Source organism: Pedobacter sp. BS3 (genome assembly GCF_008274585.1).
Classification (GTDB): Bacteria; Bacteroidota; Bacteroidia; order Sphingobacteriales; family Sphingobacteriaceae; genus Hufsiella_A.
On the sequence record NZ_VTRT01000003.1, the window covers coordinates 374,873 to 394,936 of the forward strand.

The following is a 20,064-nucleotide window of genomic DNA, read 5'->3' on the forward strand; positions in this document are numbered from 1 at the left end:
TAGTGGTTAGTATCTGGCGTTTATCCATATCGTAACAATCCAACAATAGAGCAATTAAACAATCCCTACCTCAACTCGATACTCAATACTCAATACCCGATACTCAATACTCGATACTTGATTCGAAGTTTGTAACTTTGCGCCGTGATTGCGATTAACAACCTTACGTTTGAGATTGGTGCAAGGGCCTTATACGATGAAGCCAACTGGCACATTAAACCCGGTGAAAAAATTGGCCTGATTGGCGCCAACGGCACGGGAAAAACCACTTTACTGAAAATTATTGTAGGCACTTACACGCCTACCAGCGGCACCATTTCTATGGCTAAAGACCTGAAAATGGGTTACCTGAACCAGGATTTGCTGTCGTACCATTCCGAAAAAAGCATCCTGCATGTAGCGATGGAAGCCTTTGAGCGCCAAAACCAGTTACATACCGAGATTGAAAGCCTGCTGAAAAAGCTGGAAACCGATTATTCGGAGGAACTACTGCATAAATTAAGCGACAAGCAGCACGAATTTGAAACGCTTGACGGCTACAACATCGAGTATCGCACGCACGAAATACTGGCCGGACTTGGCTTCAGCGACGAAGACCAGCAACGTCCGCTGTCCGAATTTTCGGGCGGATGGCGCATGCGGGTCATGCTGGCACGTATCCTTTTGCAGGCGCCCGATATCCTGTTGCTCGATGAGCCTACCAACCACCTTGACTTACCCTCTATCAAATGGCTGGAATCGTATTTGCAGGCCTTCGAAGGCGCTATCGTGGTGGTGTCGCACGACCGCTATTTCCTGGATCGGGTAGTCAATAAAATTGTAGAATCCCGAAAAGGCAAGCTCATTCCTTATGCAGGCAATTACAGTTTCTATCTTGAAGAAAAAGCTTTACGCGAAGAAATTCAGGCCGGGCAGTATAAAAATCAGCAAGCCAAGATACGCCAGGAAGAGCGGCTGATCGAACGTTTCAGGGCCAAAGCCAGCAAGGCCAAAATGGCCCAATCACGCATCAAGGCGCTTGAACGGATGGAACGTGTGGAAGATGTGGATAACGACAACCCGACGGTTAATTTCAGCTTTAAATTCAGCAAGCAATCCGGTCGTCATGTGGTTCGGCTGGAAAATATCAGCAAATCATATCCTGGCATTGATATTCTCAAACATGCCAATGCCGTTATTGAGAAAGGCGATAAAATCGCCCTGATCGGCGCCAACGGACGGGGAAAATCTACCTTGCTACGCATCATTGCTAATGCCGATAAGGATTTTACCGGAACCAGCGAAACCGGCCATAATGTAACTACAACGTTTTTCGCCCAGCATCAGTTAGAATCACTGCACCTGGAAAATGAGATATTGCGGGAATTACAGGCCTTTGCGCCTAAACATACCGAAACCGAGCTTCGCTCTATCCTGGGCTGCTTCCTGTTCTCGGGCGATGACGTGTTCAAAAAGATCAAAGTATTATCCGGAGGTGAAAAATCGCGGGTAGCGCTGGCAAAAGCGCTTACAGCCGATGCTAACTTCCTGATACTGGACGAGCCTACCAATCACCTCGACATCCAGTCGGTGAATATCCTGATACAGGCCTTGCAGCAATACGAAGGCACCCTGATCGTCGTATCGCACGACCGTTATTTCCTGGATAGCATCGCTAACAAGATCTGGTTTATCGAAAACCAGCAGATCAAGGAGTACCCGGGCACGTATGCCGAGTATGAAGAATGGCAGGCCAAACGTCCGGTAGTTAAACAAGCAGTCTTGCCGAAGAAAGAGGATCTGAAACCTACAGAAAAGCCATCTCCTGAAAAGGATAAAAGTGCCGATCTCAAAAAGCTGAACCAAACGTTACAAAAGCTGGAGGATACCATCGCTCAGCTTAAAAAAGATATTAAAGCTACCGAGGATGCGCTTGCTGACAGCACTATTTACAGCGACAGCCGGAAACTTGCCCAAACCAACGAGGAATATCTCCGGTTGAAAACAGAACTTGAAACCGTACAAAGTGATTGGGAAATCCTGGCCGAGCAGATATTGGAAATGAGCAATTGAGAATTTATGACCAGGATTGCTATAGTGTTTGATTGTTAAATTGTTAACTACTAATTCTATCAACTATAATCAACAGGCAACAGATAACTCGTAACCTGTAACATAAAAACTAACAACTTTTGAAGTATTTAAGCATTTTATTCATTATCCTTTTTGGCTTCGTAGAAGCAAACGCACAAAAACGTAAACGTGATGTAGTAACCGAATCACCGAAACAAACGCTACGTTATGAGGATTATGTTTACCTGCCGGAGATTAAGTCGGTGGAATTTTACAATCGCAGCAAGGAGCAATCCATGCCGGTACTGGTTCTGGGCACTTCCGAGCAATTGCTGCTGGCCTTTGATGATCTCCGCGGAGGCACCCGCAATTACTGGTATTCCATAGAGCATTGCGATGCCGAATGGAACAGCAGCAGGCTGTCGCCAATGGATTATGTAGAGAGCTTTACGGAAGACCGTATTACCGATTACCGCTACTCGTTCAACACACTGCAAAAATACACACATTACGAGGTCACGCTGCCTAACTTCACCATTAAGCCTAAAATTTCGGGAAATTACCTGCTTAAAGTGTATGAAAACGGTGACCAGCAACGGCTTATTCTTACCCGCCGGTTTTACATTGTTACCCCCAAAGTTTCAATAGCAGCCGAAATGGTACGCTCTAACAGCATCGCCGAACGGGACAAGGCTCAAAAAATAAATGCAACCGTTGCCACCGGTGCCGTAGCTATCCAGAATCCTTATCAGGATGTCCGTTTAAAGGTATTGCAAAACAGCAGACCCGACAATGCGCAATGGGCCGGAAAACCAACTTTTATCCGGCAAAATCAGCTGGTTTATACCGACTTGCAAAACCTGGATTTCCTGGGTGGCAACGAATTCCGCTTCTTCGACCTGCGGAGCCTGCGCCTGCAATCAGAACGTGTTGGCAGAATTTATAAAGATACAGCCAACCTGGTGCTGCTTCTCCCCGACCCTGATCTGGGTAAGGTAGCTTATACCACCAATTTTGACAACAACGGCAATTTTTACATCCGCAACCAGGATGGCAGCGACAGTCGTACCGATGCTGATTACGCAACGATACAGTTATCCCTGGTAGCCAATGCGCCGGATAATACCGGCAATGCGTATATTGTAGGCAGGTTTAATGATTATACCCTGAACGATGCCAGCAAGCTGACATTTGACAACAACCGTAAACGATTCTACGGCACGCTTTTCTTAAAGCAGGGACTGTATAATTACCATTATGTGTGGGCCGATGAGAACGGGCGTATCATCAGCGATTCTGTTTTCGACGGCACACACTATGAAACAGAAAATAACTACCAGCTATTCTTTTATTACCGTCCCGTTGGTTCGCGATGGGAAGAGCTGGTTGGTTATACCGAATTTAACACAAGAAGATAATTTAAAAGTAAAAAGTAAAAAGGCCCTACACAGGCCATTCCGCATTTCTGAACATTTGAATAATTATACGATACTAATAATGTATGGAACCTAAAACTCCCAAAGATTCGCTGGTAATTATGAACGAACTGGTATTACCCAATGATACCAATATGCTGCACAACCTGATGGGCGGACGTATGCTGCACTGGATGGACATTGCGGCGGCCATCTCAGCGCAAAAACACTGCAATTCCATCGCCGTAACCGCATCGGTGGACAACGTATCGTTTAAACAGCCCATTAAATTAGGCGATGTGGTTACCATTGAAGCTAAAGTTACCCGGGCCTTTACTACATCTGTGGAAGTTAAGCTGACCGTTTGGGCGCAAAACATTCCGTCAAACACTAAAATAAAATCCAACGAAGCATATTATACGTTCGTAGCCGTTAATGAATTGGGAACCGTACCGGTACCCGAACTCATCCCCGAAACGGAAGAAGAAAAAACATTGTGGGAAGGCGCTTTACGGCGTCGTGAACTACGTTTAGTACTAAGCGGAAAAATGAAACCCGAAGACGCCACAGCCATACGCTCCTTATTTATTAGTTGAGCCAACTGTAAGATTAACTTTTGACTTTTTAACTTTTTACTTTTGACTTTGTAATTCTATGTCGCTTTTCATCGCATCATTAAATTCAGGCAGCAACGGTAATTGTTATTACATTGGCAATTCAACCGAAGCCATCCTGGTTGATGCAGGTATCTCCTGCCGGGAGACCGAACGGCGCATGAAACGACTTGGCCTGTCGCTTAACAACGTAAAGGCCATTTTTGTATCGCACGAACATACAGACCACATCCGTGGCATACCGGTGCTCGCGAAAAAATACCAGGTACCGGTATACATTACCGAAGCCACCTGCCGGCACGGAAGGCTGCTACCTGAAGAACACCTGTTCCTGTCCTTCTGTACCCATCAGCAGGTTAGTATTGGCGGATTTACCATTACCGCATTTCCCAAATTTCACGATGCTGCGGAACCGCACAGTTTCCTGGTTAGTTATGGAGATATTAACATAGGTGTGTTCACCGATATTGGCCGTGTTTGCGAACATGTTATCCATCACTTCAAGCAATGCCACGCCGCGTTTTTAGAAGCCAACTACGATGAAGTATTACTGGAAACAGGCCGCTATCCCTATTACCTGAAAAACCGCATACGCGGCGGGTACGGACACTTATCCAATACACAAGCGCTTGAGCTGTTTAAATTGCACAAACCGGATCACATGAGTCATCTCATTCTGGCGCATCTTTCTAAAGATAACAACCGCCCCGAGCTGGTACAGCAGCTATTCGACCAGCATGCAGGTAACACTCAAATCATTGTGGCCTCACGATACGAAGAAACAGCTGTTTACCGTATTGGCGCCGCTGCTGTGGATGATTCTGCAACGACTAATTCGGTAGCTCAGCAAATCCCGATGTTTTAGTGATTTGGCTATCAGCCAGGGCTTCTATCCACGTAAAACGTATAACTTAAAACCTACAACGTAAAACTTACAACCTTCCGCCTTCCTACCCTATTTCAAAGAATTTCTTACATTTGAAACTGCCAGTTTATGCAACTATCCGGAACAGACAATAAGTTATTTCAACAGGCGGCGGCTTTTGTTAACCAAACGCAGCGTCACATTTTCCTGACGGGAAAAGCAGGCACCGGCAAAACCACCTTTCTGAAACATATCCGCGAAAACAGTCATAAGAAAATGGCTGTCGTCGCTCCAACCGGTGTAGCGGCTATCAACGCCGGCGGTGTTACCATTCACTCGTTCTTCCAGATTCCTCCGGGATTATTTCTGCCTACCACGGCGGGAGGCAATTCACTGGGCGATAACGCGGTTTACAACAGCAGTAGCCTGTTATCAAAGCTTCGCCTTAACCAATCGCGACTGGAAACATTACGTGAACTTGAACTACTGATTATCGATGAAGTATCTATGGTACGGGCTGATGTTCTGGATGCGATGGACACCATCCTGCGTCATGTACGCAAACGCGGCTCACAGCCTTTTGGTGGTGTGCAGGTGCTCTATATCGGCGATTTGTTCCAGCTGCCGCCGGTGACCCGGAACGTGGAGTGGATGATGATGCAGGAATATTACCAGAGTCCCTTCTTTTTTGATGCACTGGTAATAAAACAGGCTCCGCCCGTATATATTGAGCTTAAAAAAATTTACCGCCAGGCCGATGATTCCTTTATCAGGATACTGAACAATATCCGTAACAATTGCTGCAATCCTGCCGATCTTGAACAGCTAAACACATATTACAAGCCCGATTTTGAGCCGGAGGACGACGCCAATTACATCACCCTGACTTCGCATAATCATCTTGCCGACCAGATTAATCGCAAAAAGCTGGAGAAGCTGCCCGGAGAAGCCCGAAAGTTTGAGGCCCGGGTTAAGGGTGATTTTTCGGAAAACGCTTACCCCGCCGATTATACGCTCACCTTGAAGGAGGGCGCACAGGTCATGTTCATCAAAAACGATAAAGGCGAGGAACGGCGGTACTATAATGGAAAGATCGGGATCATCAAAAAGATCCTATCCGAGGGCGATAAGATCCTTATCCACTTTCCGGGTGAGGAAGATGATTTTGAGATGACGACCGAAAGATGGCAAAATATCCGGTATAATTACAGTAAAGAAAACGACGCCATTGACGAGGAGGTTCTGGGCACGTTTACGCAATATCCCATACGGCTGGCCTGGGCCATCACCATCCATAAAAGCCAGGGCCTTACGTTCGATAAAGCCATTATTGATGCCGGCGCATCGTTTGCTCCGGGACAGGTATATGTAGCGTTAAGCCGGCTCACCTCCATGAATGGATTGGTGCTAACCTCAACCATACAGGCGCAAAGCATCCAAACCGACAAACGGATCGTTGATTTTACCCGGAATGAGCTTCCCGACGAGATTTTGCAGCAAACGCTTGAGCAGGAACAATTGCTTTACGTACAGCAAAGTTTGTTGAACGCCTTTGATTACAGTCGCTTTGCAGCCGAAATTGAGGAACACGCCGGCACTTACGAAAATCGCTTGTTGCCGGACGAGGAAGCTGCCGGCAACTGGCTGCTCAGCCTGCAACAGGCGGTAGAAAACCAGAAAACCGTATCAGAAAAATTTACCGGGCAACTGCAGAACATCATCAATATCGCACCGGTAAACTATGCCTTACTCCATGAACGCACCGCATCTGCCTCGGCATGGTTTACCCAACAGCTTGAACAGCATGTTTTAGTTCATATTGAAAATTATATCGATACGGTCAGGGCAAGGCCACGTACCAAAAAGTATGTGAAGGAGTTGAAGCTGCTTGCACTTTCGGCACGTCGCAAAAAGGAGCAGATATCGCAAGCTGCTGTCATTACCGGCAGCCTGCAATCGGCCACGCAGCTTAGCGAATTGCTGGAGCAGGTAGACCGCATGAACCGGCCTTCGCTCACTACAGAAAGCGCATCCATCAAACCGGCCCGTGGCGAAACCAAACTGATTACCCTTGAAATGTACAAGCAAGGGATGCCACCCGAAGAGATTGCAGCGAAGCGGGAACTTACAACAGGCACTATTATCGGACACCTGGCAGAATTTATCGGGAATGAAGTCCCGGCAACGGTCCTTATTCCAGAAGATAAGCTGAATCACATCCTGCAACTCATCAAAACCAACCCAAATGCACGTTCGTCAGAATTGAAACAGCAGCTAAGCGACGACTACAGCTATACGGATATTAAAGTGGCACAGAAGTATTTTGAGGTTAAGAAGGCGGAAGGTATAAGGCAAAAGGCTTAAGTTGTAGGTTTTAGGTTTTACGTACAAGCTGAAAAGAAAGGTATAACGATAGCACTACTAAACTTCAACTCTTTAATCGTCCGCGTTTGTAACCCGATTGCCCGGAAACAGCCATTGCATCGCTTTAACAAAATAAGCTAAGTCTGTGCACCAGCAGCTCAAGCTAAGCCAGCAGGCTTTAAAATGGTAGAATGAAGCTGGAGCTTCGCTCTATCGGGATTTTACGTTTTACGTACAAGCTGAAAAGAAAGGTAACGATAGCGCTACTAAACTTCAACTCTTTAATCGTCCGCGTTTGTAACCTGGTTGCCCGGAGACAGCCATTGCATCGCTTTAACAAAATAAGCTAAGTCTGTGCACCAGCAGCTCAAGCTAAGCCAGCAGGCTTTAAAATGGTAGAACGAAGCTGGAGCTTCGCTCTATCGGGATCACTTTAACAAACTTAGACAGAATAGCTTAAGCTTTCGGTAAGTAAAAGCCGGAGGCTTTAAAGTAGCAGAACGAAGCTGGAGCTTCGCTCTATCGGGCCCTTGGGTGGGCTACTTATTTAAACCCAATAGCCTTTACGGGAGTTATCCGGCTAACCAGCATGGATGGAATGATCAGCACCAGCAAGCATATAATTAATGTACCGGCATTGAGCAGTAACACATCCGGTAAATGTAACTCTATCGGCACAAAGTTCATATAGTACGATGCCTGATCGAGGGCAAAAAAGTGTGTGGATTGCTGAAACACGGCTACACCGAGCCCCAGCAGGTTCCCCAGCAACAGGCCCAGACCTATCAGGTATGCAGCGTTATAAAGAAACACTTTCCGCAGGTTCCAGTTGGTTGAACCTAAGGCTTTCAAAATACCGATCATATTGGTGCGTTCCAGGATAATGATCAGCAATGCCGACACCATATTGATAATGGCCACCGCCAGCATCAGCACCAGGATAACCTGCGCATTTACATCCAGCAAAGAGAGCCATTGAAAAATCATCGTATAGTATTCCTTTACGGTATAGGCCTTCAGATTTATCGCCGACCGATCGGCAATACGCATGGCCATATTATCCAAATCGCTGAAATTGCTGATACGTATTTCATAACCGCCAACCTCGCCATCTTTCCAGTTGTTTAATCGCTGGATCAGGCTTAAATCGCCAATAACATACATTTTATCTACGTCCTCTACCCCAAGTTCATAAATCCCTACAATCTTAAACTTGCGCTTACGTAGCGGCTGCTGCACAAAATACATCAGGAAATCATCTCCCACATCCAGGTTAAGCCTGTTAGCCGTATAGCGGGAAATGATGATCTGTTGCCGGGCTTTCAGGCTGTCTGTAAAGTCGATCACATTGCCTTTTACCAGGATGCTTTTAAAATACTGCCAGTTATAGGTTTTATCCACACCTTTCAACACCACACCTTCAATTTCATTATTGGCATTAATAATACCGGGCTTATTGGCATAGGGCTGTATAAATTCAACCCCTTTTAACCGGCGTATCGCCGCAATATTATTGGCATCGACGGTAACCGGCGTATTCTCAAGCGAAGTATTCAAATCGTATTTATTGATGATCACATCGCCGGCAAAACCGCGTATCTTATTGGTAACCTCCGATTTAAAGCCTTTTACAACAGCAACCGATAAGATCATAACGGCCAGTCCCAGCATAATGCCCAATACGGCAATCCGCACACTCAATTTTGAAAACGAGCGTTTGGATTGGAAAGTAATGCGCTTTGCGATGAATAAAGGCAGATTCAAAATCGTATTTTTGTATTTTAGCAAAGATGCAATTTTTTAAGATGCGGCAAAAACCGATTATACCGGGAATTGATCCGTGTTCTGTTCTGTTTAATAACAACAAACAGAGAGTGTTTGGGTGCATTTCAAATTTTCGCCGATTGGTGAAGACACCAACCGGGGCAGTTCGTCCACAAACAGTACGGCAAATTACGAAGATCTGAAATGCACCGAATGGTTAGGCATCATGCTGTTTTTTACTTTTAACTTTCAACTTATGCTAAACCGGATTCTATTTTTATTTGCTGCCCTGGTACTGCTCAGCGGCGATTTTGTTTGCGCTCAGATCATCTATAACGGCAATCGCGACCCGAGGAAAGTGCGTGTTGAAGATATTGACAAGCCTAAAATCAAAGGGAAGATCATCACCGGCGCCGATCAAACCGGTCAATATCTTTCCTATCTTAAAGGTAAACGCATCGGTATGGTGGTCAACCCCACTTCCATTATCGGCAATAAACCAAGTGTTGACAGCCTGTTATCGCTGGGGGTAAAAATTGTTAAGATATTTGGCCCCGAACATGGTTTCAGGGGTAATGCCAGCGCTGGCGTCAAAGTAGACGATAGTGTTGATCCTCAAACAGGCATCCCGGTTATTTCGCTTTACGGCAAGCATTATAAACCAACCAAACAGGATCTGGATGGCATTGACCTGATGATATTTGATATACAGGATGTTGGTGTTCGCTTTTACACGTATATCAACACCTTACAGCATGTTATGGAGGCTTGTGCCGCGAACAACATGGAGCTGATGATACTCGACCGGCCTAACCCGAACGGGTTTTATGTAGATGGCCCCATACTGGACAGCCGCCTTAAATCCGGGATCGGGTTACAGCCCATACCGATTGTACACGGGCTAACCGTAGCCGAGTATGCACAGATGCTTAATGGCGAGGGCTGGCTGGAAGATCATGTAAAATGCCGCTTAAAGATCATTAAAGTGGCCAATTACAGCCATGACCGGCCTTATACCTTACCGGTAAAGCCGTCACCAAATTTGAACACTCAGCAATCCATTTTGCTATATCCGTCGCTATGCTGGTTTGAAGGTACTATCATCAGCCAGGGACGCGGAACTTATTTCCCGTTCCAGGTACTGGGAAATCCCGATCTGAAGGGAAAATATACCTTTAGCTTTACACCGGTAAGCATACCCGGTATGAGTGAAACACCACTGCATCAGGATAAGGCTTGCTATGGCCTTGATCTGCGTAAATACAACACAGAAAAGATCCGCAAAAGCAGAAAACTTAACTTGCAATGGCTGATGGAGATGTACAATGCTTATCCTTACAAGGATAAATTTTTTGATGCCAAACAAAGTAACCAGATCGGCAATTTTGATAAGCTGGCAGGAACGTACGATCTGAAAAAACAAATTATAGCAGGCAAATCCGAAGCCGAGATACGCCAAAGCTGGGAACCCGATCTGTCACGTTACAAGCTGATGCGAAGGAAATATTTATTGTATCCCTGAGAATAAAGGTTACGAGTTATGTGTTACCTGTTATGGGTTGTAAGAGATAATTCTCGTAACTCATTTCCACTTTTAATTTTGAATTTTAACTTTTTACTTTTCACAACATGAGAATAGTTTTTATGGGTACGCCCGATTTCGCTGTAGCATCTTTAGATGCACTGGTTACTGCCGGTTTCGATGTTGTGGGCGTGATAACCGCTCCTGATAAACCTGCGGGACGTGGACAGAAAATTGCCGAACCGGCGGTAAAGAAATATGCTGTTTCTAAAAATCTGCCGGTATTACAACCCGAAAAATTAAAATCTCCTGAATTTATTGAGCAGTTGCGTGCCCTAAATGCCGACCTGCAGGTGGTTGTAGCATTCCGTATGCTGCCCGAAGTGGTCTGGAACATGCCTCCCAAGGGAACCATCAATCTTCACGCCTCGCTCCTTCCGCAATACCGCGGCGCCGCTCCTATTAACTGGGCGGTAATTAACGGCGAAACCGAAACCGGTGTTACTACCTTTTTCCTGAAACACGAAATTGATACCGGCAACATCCTGTTTTCTGAAAAAGTGCCTGTTGACGATGAAGATACCGCCGGCGACATCCACGATAAGCTGATGCAAACCGGAGCAGCCCTGCTGGTTAAAACCGTACAGGCCATAGCCGATGGTCAATACCAGGAGATTCCCCAAAGCTCAATTGACGATGAAGCGCTTAAACATGCGCCTAAGATATTTAAGGAAACCTGCCAGATAAACTGGAACCAGCCGGTTAAGCAGGTACATAACCTGATACGGGGATTAAGTCCTTATCCTACAGCGTTTACCACGTTCGACAACAAAACGTTAAAAATTTTCAAGGCCGAAGTACAAGAAAAAGAACCCGGTATCCAGCCCGGCGGTTACCTCACCGACAGCAAAACCTACCTTAAATTTGCCTGCCGTGACGGATTTATCTGTGCAAAAAATGTACAGCTTGAAGGCAAAAAGCGGATGGATATTGAAGAGTTTCTGCGGGGATTGCGGGTTGGTTAGTGGTTAGTGGTTAGTGGTTAGTTAGTTATTAGTTATTAGTTGGTTAGATCTTTAGTTATTGGAACATATTAAATTTCATATATGTGGTAATTACAAATGGACAGTGAAGACACACCGTCCATGGCTTCGGGCCCTGCTGGTGGAGATATCAGCAGCAATAAAACATGAGCCCACAACTCGTAATTCATAACATGTTTCTATTTCCGGTCCTTTCTGACTTTCCAGACTTCGGGACTATGAACTATGAACCATAAGCTATTAGCTACCCATGCCTTAAACCTTCTGCCTAAAACAAACCTACAACCATCGCTGCCTCACCGCCTCGTACAAAATAATTCCGGCCGAGACCGATACATTCAACGATTCTATCTCACCATACATGGGTATCTTAGCCAGGTGATCGGCTATCCGCAATAACTCGTTAGAGATACCATCCTCTTCAGAGCCCATAATTACCACGGTAGGAACCGTATAATCAGGCTTGTACAAATAATCGGAAGTTTTTTCGGTGCAGGCTACCAGCTGCAAGCCCGATCCCTGTAAAAATTTTGCAGTTTTTAATAAGCTCTCATGCCGGCATACCGGTATCTTATATAAAGCGCCGGCCGATGTTTTAATAGCATCCGGATTAACCTGTGCCGAACCTTTAGCCGGAACAATAATGGCATGTACACCGGCACATTCGGCGGTGCGTGCAATAGCCCCGAAATTACGCACATCGGTAATGCCATCCAGCATCAGCAACAGCGGAGTCTCGCCTTTCTCATAAATGGCGGGCACAATATCTTCAATCCTTTGGTAAATAATCGGTGAGATGAACGCAATAACGCCCTGGTGATTTTTAGCAGTGATACGGTTCAGCTTCTCAACGGGTACAGTTTGATAGGCCAGCTCACGCTCACGCAACAGGCTTTTCAGCTCGTGGAACAAACCACCGGCAAGGCCACGTTGCACCAAAACCGATTCCAGTTCCTTGCCGCTTTTCAGCGCCTCAATCACAGCCCGGATACCAAATACCATCTGGTTGGTTTCGCGTTTAGGGTTAGTGTGCATTAATAAAAAATTTAGCACGAAAAATAGGCAATATTTATTCAAAAAAAGGCTTCGCCCGGAAGGTTTCTCTTAATTATAAACATCCAAAAAATTTATTAACACTGGTTCGATGTGGTATATCCCTTGAATTTCATGCCTTTTAACAGTTTATTAACAGCTAAATGTGGAAATTAAACCAGCGTTTCTAATGCAAATAAGTAAGTGTAAAACGCACACTGTGTACAACACTTCGGCACTTTATAAGTACATTTGCGGTGATGAGCCTTGAAAACGATCAACCCTTTAATTCCGGCAGAAAAAATATCACTGCTGCCGATAAGCGCACACGGTTAAATAACCTGGTAAGCGGTCTGGGCAAACTACCACCACAAGCTGTAGACCTGGAAGAAGCCGTACTGGGCGCATTAATGCTCGAAAAAGATGCGCTATCGGCTGTTATCGATATCCTGAAGCCTGAAATTTTCTATAAAGAATCTCATCAAAAAATATTTGAAGCCATTTCAACGCTGTTCCAGAAATCGTCGCCGGTAGATATTCTTACCGTTACGGCACAGCTGCGCCAGCAGGGCGACCTGGAAATGGTTGGTGGCGCCTATTACATTACCGAGCTGACCAACCGTGTGGCATCGGCTGCCAATATTGAGTATCACGCCCGTATCATCTCGCAAAAATACATCCAGCGGGAGCTGATACGCATCTCTACCGAGATCATTAACAACGCTTACGAAGACACCACCGATATTTTCGACCTGCTGGATCACGCCGAAAAAAACCTGTTTGATATTGCCCAGAATAACCTCCGGCGTGACTCACGCAGAATGGACGACATTGTCCGCGAGTCGCTGGAATCGCTGGAAAAGCTCAAAGACCGCGTAGATGGCCTTACCGGCGTACCGTCCGGCTTCACCGCTTTAGACCGCATGACGTCCGGCTGGCAGGCGTCCGACCTGGTTATCATCGCCGCAAGGCCCGCCATGGGTAAAACGGCCTTTGTGCTAAGCTGTGCCCGTAATGCCGCCGTGCAGTTTGGTAAGCCGGTGGTGGTATTCTCGCTCGAAATGTCGTCGGTGCAGTTGGTAAACCGTTTAATATCCGGCGAAACCGAAATTGAACAGGAAAAAATACGAAAAGGGAACCTGGCAGAATGGGAATGGCAACAGCTGCATTCTAAGATCGGCAGGCTTACCGAAGCACCGCTCTTTATTGATGATACGCCCGGCCTGAATATTTTTGAATTCAGGGCCAAATGCCGGCGTCTGAAAGCACAGTACGATATCCAGATGATCATCATCGACTACCTGCAGCTGATGCACGGAAAAGGTGAAGGCAAGGGCGGAAACCGCGAACAGGAGATCGGCAGCATATCGCGGGCATTGAAATCGGTAGCCAAAGAGCTGAACGTTCCGGTAATTGCGCTTTCACAGCTAAGCCGGGCGGTAGAAAACCGGCCGGGAGGCAGCAAACGGCCTATGCTTTCAGACTTGCGTGAATCGGGCTCTATTGAGCAGGATGCAGATATGGTGCTTTTCCTATACCGCCCGGAATATTACGGTTTAACCGAAGATGAGAACGGGCAGCCAACGGCAGGTATCGGCGAGGTGATCATCGCCAAACACCGTAACGGCGAAACCGGTGTGGTTCCCCTGCGCTTTATTGGCAAGTACGTAAAATTTGCCGACCTCGATAATGATTTTGCGGCTTTCAACGGCGGCGGCTCACCCGATCCCTTTGCCGGAATGGCGCCATCAGCAGACTTCGATAAGCCCAATAATTTTATCATTCGCCCATCCCGAATGGACGACATAGACGAAGAACCGCCGTTCTGATCTTTATTAGAAAAGCAAAGCCTGTGCATTGTGGGGGCAGATAGCCCTGCTTTCCGTTCATACGCCTGCAAGCCTTGCCCCCGATACCTCGCAGGGGCATTCCGCACAGGCCGGTATCCACTTCAATCAGGTTTATTCTGGCCGGGGCAGTGCTAAAAAAGACTTCCGGAGCTGCTGTGTTACCAGCAAATTAAACTTCGGAAGCCTGGGTTACCCTATTTGTCTACTATATGAACAGATTTAACATTTTAAAAGATGAAAGAATACTAATTTCTTTTACCGCAGACAGCGTTTGGAACGCTGTCTGCGGTACTAATATAACCTGAGTTCGATTATTATTTAGTTGATTATTAGCAGATTACTTCACTCTAATGCTCACTTCCAACACTTTCCCGAAATCTCGGGACAATGACGCACCTTTTTTCGTCATTGCGAGGACGATAGGACGAAGCAATCTCTGTTAAACCTGTTTTGAGCAGGATTATTAATCGAACTCAATATAGGTCGGCATCCATTTACTTTTGCCGGGGCAGTGCATAAAAATGGCTTCCGAAGTTGCTGTGTTACCAACAAATTAAACAGTAAAAATCAGTCAATCACAACCGAACTTGAACGGCTGATCTTACTCTCTTCATCAGCATACCTGTACTGTTTCCATACCTAATAAACGGCCTAACTTCTGTATACGCGACGCGATATGCCCTACTCCTACAGCACAGTGATGTGCCGGCCCGTGAACATTCCAGTTATTTACAAAACTCCGGGCTCCAATCGGGAAGCGATAACGGCTGTTGGTATTACCGATCTGCAAAATAGGCCCTGCAACCGATTCTCCTTCGGCCATTAAAAGCATCAGCTTACCGTTAGCCTGCTGCACTACCGACAGCAACGTTACGGGGCCATTTTTCACCGACATTTCTACCGACAGCCCCCGGCCAACCTTACCATGATATACATACAGCGGTCGTACCTTGGTTTTGCCTTCGGCAATGGCAATGTGTCCCGGCCCGTCATGCCCCATCAAAACAATATCATCCTGGTAATCCATGGCGTAATATTCGGTAAACGAACCTCCTACACCAAAGCTGTCCATAATTTTCATGGCCTGGGCGTTTTTGATTTCATATTCGCCGGCCACCGGTATTCCCCTTGCTGTTAACAGGGAATTTCCCAGAATAATGGAGCTGATGGTATCCTCGTTGTCAAAATTTCCCGTTCCTTTATAATAATAAGCCATTGAGCCGAGCTGATGCCGTTCTACCAGGGCATCCAACGCCACCGATGTCCGTGCTGCACGTGCCAGCTCTTCGACAGCACAATCCGGCTGAACATCAAACACCTCGTTAAAATAATCAACCCGTTCTTTAATAGCGGCATCACTAACCTGCTTTCTCAGGTCGGCAAGCTCATCAACTTCAATAATTTCAATATGGCCGCCAAAATGAGCGTACTGCTGGGTCAGGTCAGAATAAATATCCAGCATGCCGCTGTAATAATGTCCCATACATCCCATACGGTTATGGAACATGGTATTAGCCACCCGTGCAGCTTCAATCCATTCCTTTACCTCGTTCCAGCAAAGCTCATCGTGATGAAGCATCCCGGTTATCTGATGAAAAGTAATGCCTGTACGGTTAAATACATTGGCAATCTCAGGAACGGGACAAGCCGAACAATACGCCAGCCACTCACCGGTCATTTTAGTACGATCGGTCATCCGGTTAAATGCATCGTAATCAATGGCAGCCTCCGGCGAAAGGTTGAGGATAATTACGGGTACCTTTGCCCGCTGAACAACCGGCAGCACCGTTGACGAAAGCGCATAGGTAGTAACGTGCAGGAAAATAATGTCCACATCTTCCTGCCTGAACCGGTGTCCCGCTTCAAAAGCCTTTTCGGGCGTATCAATGAGCCCCAGGTTAACAACCTGCGGGTGAATGCCGGCTAATTTCCGGTGCACTTCCGAAAGGTAGCCCTCCAATCGTTGTTTTAATCCATCGAACTGTTCCCAGTAGGCATCTAACCCGATGCCAAAAAGGCCTATTTTTAACGTATTGTTGTTCTGCATAAGAATAAAGTTAAGATCTAAAATTGAACGAATCGAAATCCCCACTTACCCGGGTAACTCGGAATCAAAATACTTTCCAACACACGCCCCGTGTAGTTAAGCTTAGTTTATAATTCGTAATTCCAAAGATAAGTTGCCAACCGGCGTATTTGTAATAGGTATTATGATGAAAGCCTTATCGTTTCTGATATAAATAGCTTCTCCTTATAAAATCATTGCAAAACGGTTGCAAGCCAAACATCCCCGACCATTGTATGTTACATTAACGAAAAAAGTTTTTCCTCTGCTCCTGCCGATGAAGCATCCGTTAAAAACAGTAGCCGTTATCATCGCCCATCCGGATGACGAGACCTTGTGGGCCGGAGGATTACTGCTAAGCCACCCGGAATGGCACAAATACATAGCCTGTCTTTGCCGGAAAAACGATGCAGACCGTGCACCCAGATTTCAGCAGGTATTGAAGCAATTGAATGCACAAGGCATTATGGGCAATTTAGATGATGGCCCCGAACAGGTTCCGCTGGCCGAAGATGTAGTGGAACAGGCCATATTGCAGCTCTTACCACAGCGCCGGTTCGATTTGGTGATCTCGCATAACCCGAACGGTGAATATACCCGGCATTTGCGTCACGAGGAGATCAGCAGGGCAGTAATTAAATTATGGCACGCAGGTAAGATCATTACCAATGAGCTCTGGACATTTGCCTACGAGGATGGCGGGCGCCAGTATTATCCCCGGCCGGTTAAAACTGCCGATCTGTATATACCGCTCACTTACAAAGACTGGCAACATAAATATCATATCATGACAAAAACTTACGGATTTCAGGAAGACGGCTGGGAGGCAAGGACATGCCCGCAGGCTGAAGCGTTCTGGCAATTTACCAGTTCTGGCCAGGCGGTAAGCTGGCTTAATCAGGGAGGGCGCCCATGAAAGTGTTGTTATTGTATGATTACCCGCCGTCGCCCAGCGGCCTGGCAACCCAGGGCGACCTGCTACGCAGGGGATTAACAGAAATGGGCATCGAAGCTCATGCGGCGCATCTTGAGTCTGCCCAGGAGAAAGAATGGTATTACCGCTGGTTTGCACCCGATGTAGTGGTTGGCGTTGGTTACTGGGGCTACACACCACACCTCATCCTGCATCCGCAGCAACATGGAGCACAACCTGTTCCCTGGCTGGTTGCCAACGGGTACATCGCCCGGTACCAGGATGTTCTGAACAGGCTTCCGCTGATACTGGTAACCTCGCACTGGGTAAAAGAAATGTACGTACGCGATGGCATTAAAGGCGATAATATTGAAGTGTTGCCTGTGGGATGCGATACAGATGCGTTCCGGCCATTCGTTAACGATGAGCCTAAAGTAACCGCCATTCGCCAGATGCTGGGCATTTCGCCGGATGAATTGCTGATACTGACCGTTGGTGGCGATGCCGCATCCAAAGGTGCCCGTGAAGTGATGCAGGCGCTGGCTGCCATTGACGGACAGGTACCTGCCTGGAAATATGTATGCAAGGTGTGGCCGCAGGAACGTACCCGGATACAAAACCTGGCGGATATGGAACTGGCCAAAGAATTGGGCATCGAGAAAAACATTATGTATGCTACCGATATTGTTTCGCGTAATTTTATACCTTACCTGCTGGGCGCCTGCGATATTTACGCAGGGCCGTCACGGCTGGAAGGATTTGGGATGCTGCAAGTGGAAGCCGGAGCATGCGAAAAACCTGTTATCGGCATTAACGCCATGGGCATGCTTGATACGCTGAAAAACGGCGAAACCGCTTTGCTGGCCGGTGTAGCCGAGAAAATAGTGGTGAGCCAGGTACAGATACAGGATGAGCTTGACCTGAATATATCACGAACAATAACCTTTAACGAACCCCGGACGGTAGATTACCGGGCAAGCGTGCAGGAGATAGCCACCCACCTGCTGGAGCTGATGAACAAGCCGCAGTTACGGCAGCAATTAGGCAAAGCCGCCCGCGAACATGTTATACAACATTTCGATTACCGGGTGGTGGCCCGGAAATTTGTGGATATTATTAACCGACGCCTGGGGATTACATAAACAATATGGTATGCAAACTGAAAACTGGCAGGAAATAGAACAGGCAAAAAAGGCGGCGCTGGATGTATTGATCTACAATGCACGGGGCCCGTTTCATGGCCTTCCGCGAACAGCCGGCTGGGGATACCCGGAACCTTACACCCGCGATCTGTTATTTTCTATCCTGGGTATCGGCGTTTCGGGTAACCAGCAATTACTGAAAAGCATCAGGAAAGTGCTGGAAACCCTGGCCAAAAATCAATCTAACAAAGGGCATATTCCCTCTCTGGTACACGATAGCGAAGACCGCGGCGCCAGCGATACCACGCCTTTGTTTTTACTGGGAACCGGCATTTTCAGGAAAATAAGCGGTGAGCCGGATTTCCTGGACAATGCCGTACAAAAAGCACTGACCTGGATGGAATACCAAAGCCCGTCGGATTGTTACCTGGTTGCCCAGCAACCTACCAGCGACTGGCGGGATGAACAATGGGTTATCGGCTATGGGTTGTTTGTTAATACATTAACGTACAGCTATCTCCGGCTTTTCGGACAGCATGAACGGGCCAGCGCTTTTAAGCGGGAAATGGATCGTTTTACCATTACCGGTGGAGTGCAGCATCATCATGTTCATGAAGGACTGGTTGTAAAACATAAGCCATATTATGCTTTTTGGTCGTATAAGGTGTATAGCAATGAGCGCTTTGACCTGCTGGGAAACAGCCTGGCTATTCTCTCTGGGTTGGCCTCACCGACACGGGCAGCCGAAATGGTTACCTGGATCGAAGAAGAATGTAAGCACCTGCAACAATGCGGTGATCTGGCGGTAAACCTTCCTCCTAATTTCTTTCCGTACACTCAACCTACAGATCCCGACTGGATTTCGCGTTACGCGGATTTTAATAATCCCGGCGATTACCATAACGGCGGCATCTGGCCTTTTATCTGCGGATTTTATATAGCTGCCTTAGTAGCCGCCAAACGTTATAAGCTGGCCCGTGAAAAACTGTACGAGCTCACCCAATTGGTTAAACAGTCACAAAACCCGGATCTGCAATACGGCTTTAACGAGTGGCACAAAGCCCAGACCGGTAAGGTTATGGGCCAGGACTGGCAAACATGGTCGGCCGCCTTGTACCTGTACGCCGCAACCTGTGTGCAGGAAAACCGCACACCTTTTTTTGATGAGATACGGGGATAACCTGACCGATCACAAACTTATTACTTTAACGTGAGTTCGGGTTAAGGCGCAGGCTCGTCCCGATTTGCAATCGGGATGCCATAAAACGGCGTTTGCAACGCCGCACTGTTGCTTAAAACAAGCAAAGGCAGCTATTATCGGCGTTACAAACGCCGGAGATTTATGCACTCGTTTTGCAAACGAGCGCAAACAGGTTTATGGATAAGATGATTTATGAATTACGATTTTAGATTTACGAGTAAC

At 46.8% G+C, this 20,064-nt stretch carries 14 protein-coding genes; 11 read left to right on the forward strand and 3 right to left on the reverse strand.

Annotation, left to right across the window (positions count from 1 at the left end; translation table 11 throughout):
- Nucleotides 1-144: 144 nt before the first annotated feature.
- From FW774_RS10380 to FW774_RS10400, 5 genes are all read left to right on the forward strand, one after another.
- Nucleotides 145-2,052, forward strand: coding sequence for an ABC-F family ATP-binding cassette domain-containing protein (locus FW774_RS10380; RefSeq protein ID WP_149348112.1), 1,908 nt, complete (start codon nt 145-147; stop codon nt 2,050-2,052).
- A 119-nt stretch (nt 2,053-2,171) separates the two neighbouring features.
- Nucleotides 2,172-3,470: a DUF5103 domain-containing protein gene (locus FW774_RS10385; protein WP_149348113.1), complete on the forward strand. Its 1,299-nt coding sequence runs from the start codon at nt 2,172-2,174 to the stop codon at nt 3,468-3,470.
- An 83-nt stretch (nt 3,471-3,553) separates the two neighbouring features.
- Nucleotides 3,554-4,063: an acyl-CoA thioesterase gene (locus tag FW774_RS10390; protein WP_149348114.1), complete on the forward strand. Its 510-nt coding sequence runs from the start codon at nt 3,554-3,556 to the stop codon at nt 4,061-4,063.
- Nucleotides 4,064-4,121: 58 nt separating this feature from the next.
- Nucleotides 4,122-4,946 (forward strand): MBL fold metallo-hydrolase, encoded by an 825-nt coding sequence (locus tag FW774_RS10395; RefSeq protein ID WP_149348115.1) that lies wholly within the window; start codon nt 4,122-4,124, stop codon nt 4,944-4,946.
- 129 nt (nt 4,947-5,075) lie between these two features.
- Complete coding sequence (locus FW774_RS10400) at nt 5,076-7,310, forward strand: helix-turn-helix domain-containing protein (RefSeq protein ID WP_149348116.1); 2,235 nt, start codon at nt 5,076-5,078, stop codon at nt 7,308-7,310.
- A gap of 543 nt (nt 7,311-7,853) precedes the next feature.
- Here FW774_RS10400 and FW774_RS10405 read toward each other — a convergent pair.
- Complete coding sequence (locus tag FW774_RS10405) at nt 7,854-9,098, reverse strand: ABC transporter permease (RefSeq protein WP_262714437.1); 1,245 nt, start codon at nt 9,096-9,098, stop codon at nt 7,854-7,856.
- Nucleotides 9,099-9,330: 232 nt separating this feature from the next.
- Here FW774_RS10405 and FW774_RS10410 point away from each other — a divergent pair, with 232 nt between their 5' ends.
- Together FW774_RS10410 and fmt are read left to right on the forward strand one after the other, a co-directional pair.
- Nucleotides 9,331-10,596 (forward strand): exo-beta-N-acetylmuramidase NamZ domain-containing protein, encoded by a 1,266-nt coding sequence (locus FW774_RS10410; protein ID WP_149348391.1) that lies wholly within the window; start codon nt 9,331-9,333, stop codon nt 10,594-10,596.
- A gap of 107 nt (nt 10,597-10,703) precedes the next feature.
- Nucleotides 10,704-11,621: a methionyl-tRNA formyltransferase gene (fmt, locus tag FW774_RS10415; RefSeq protein ID WP_149348117.1), complete on the forward strand. Its 918-nt coding sequence runs from the start codon at nt 10,704-10,706 to the stop codon at nt 11,619-11,621.
- A gap of 297 nt (nt 11,622-11,918) precedes the next feature.
- Here the strand turns inward: fmt and rlmB are convergent, their stop codons facing one another.
- Nucleotides 11,919-12,674 carry a 23S rRNA (guanosine(2251)-2'-O)-methyltransferase RlmB gene (rlmB, locus tag FW774_RS10420; RefSeq protein WP_149348118.1) on the reverse strand — a complete coding sequence of 252 codons (756 nt, stop codon included), beginning with the start codon at nt 12,672-12,674 and terminating at the stop codon, nt 11,919-11,921.
- A gap of 257 nt (nt 12,675-12,931) precedes the next feature.
- Here rlmB and dnaB point away from each other — a divergent pair, with 257 nt between their 5' ends.
- On the forward strand, nt 12,932-14,500 hold the full coding sequence (dnaB, locus tag FW774_RS10425) for a replicative DNA helicase (RefSeq protein WP_149348119.1): 1,569 nt from the start codon (nt 12,932-12,934) through the stop codon (nt 14,498-14,500).
- A gap of 634 nt (nt 14,501-15,134) precedes the next feature.
- On the opposite strand, the gene FW774_RS10430 is transcribed toward dnaB, so the two are convergent.
- Nucleotides 15,135-16,568: an arabinose isomerase gene (locus FW774_RS10430; protein ID WP_149348120.1), complete on the reverse strand. Its 1,434-nt coding sequence runs from the start codon at nt 16,566-16,568 to the stop codon at nt 15,135-15,137.
- A gap of 295 nt (nt 16,569-16,863) precedes the next feature.
- Here FW774_RS10430 and FW774_RS10435 point away from each other — a divergent pair, with 295 nt between their 5' ends.
- From FW774_RS10435 to FW774_RS10445, 3 genes are read left to right on the forward strand one after another with little or no spacing between them, the layout of a single operon-like run.
- The gene (locus tag FW774_RS10435; RefSeq protein ID WP_149348121.1) at nt 16,864-17,502 is read left to right on the forward strand and encodes a PIG-L deacetylase family protein; all 639 of its coding nucleotides are present in this window, start codon (nt 16,864-16,866) and stop codon (nt 17,500-17,502) included.
- Complete coding sequence (locus FW774_RS10440; protein WP_149348122.1) at nt 17,499-18,641, forward strand: glycosyltransferase family 4 protein; 1,143 nt, start codon at nt 17,499-17,501, stop codon at nt 18,639-18,641. Before FW774_RS10435 ends, FW774_RS10440 begins: the two co-directional genes overlap by 4 nt.
- Nucleotides 18,562-19,821, forward strand: a complete 1,260-nt coding sequence (locus FW774_RS10445) for a glycoside hydrolase 100 family protein (protein ID WP_242457793.1) — start codon at nt 18,562-18,564, stop codon at nt 19,819-19,821. The genes FW774_RS10440 and FW774_RS10445 overlap by 80 nt, the downstream gene beginning before the upstream one ends.
- The last annotated feature ends 243 nt before the right edge of the window (nt 19,822-20,064 follow it).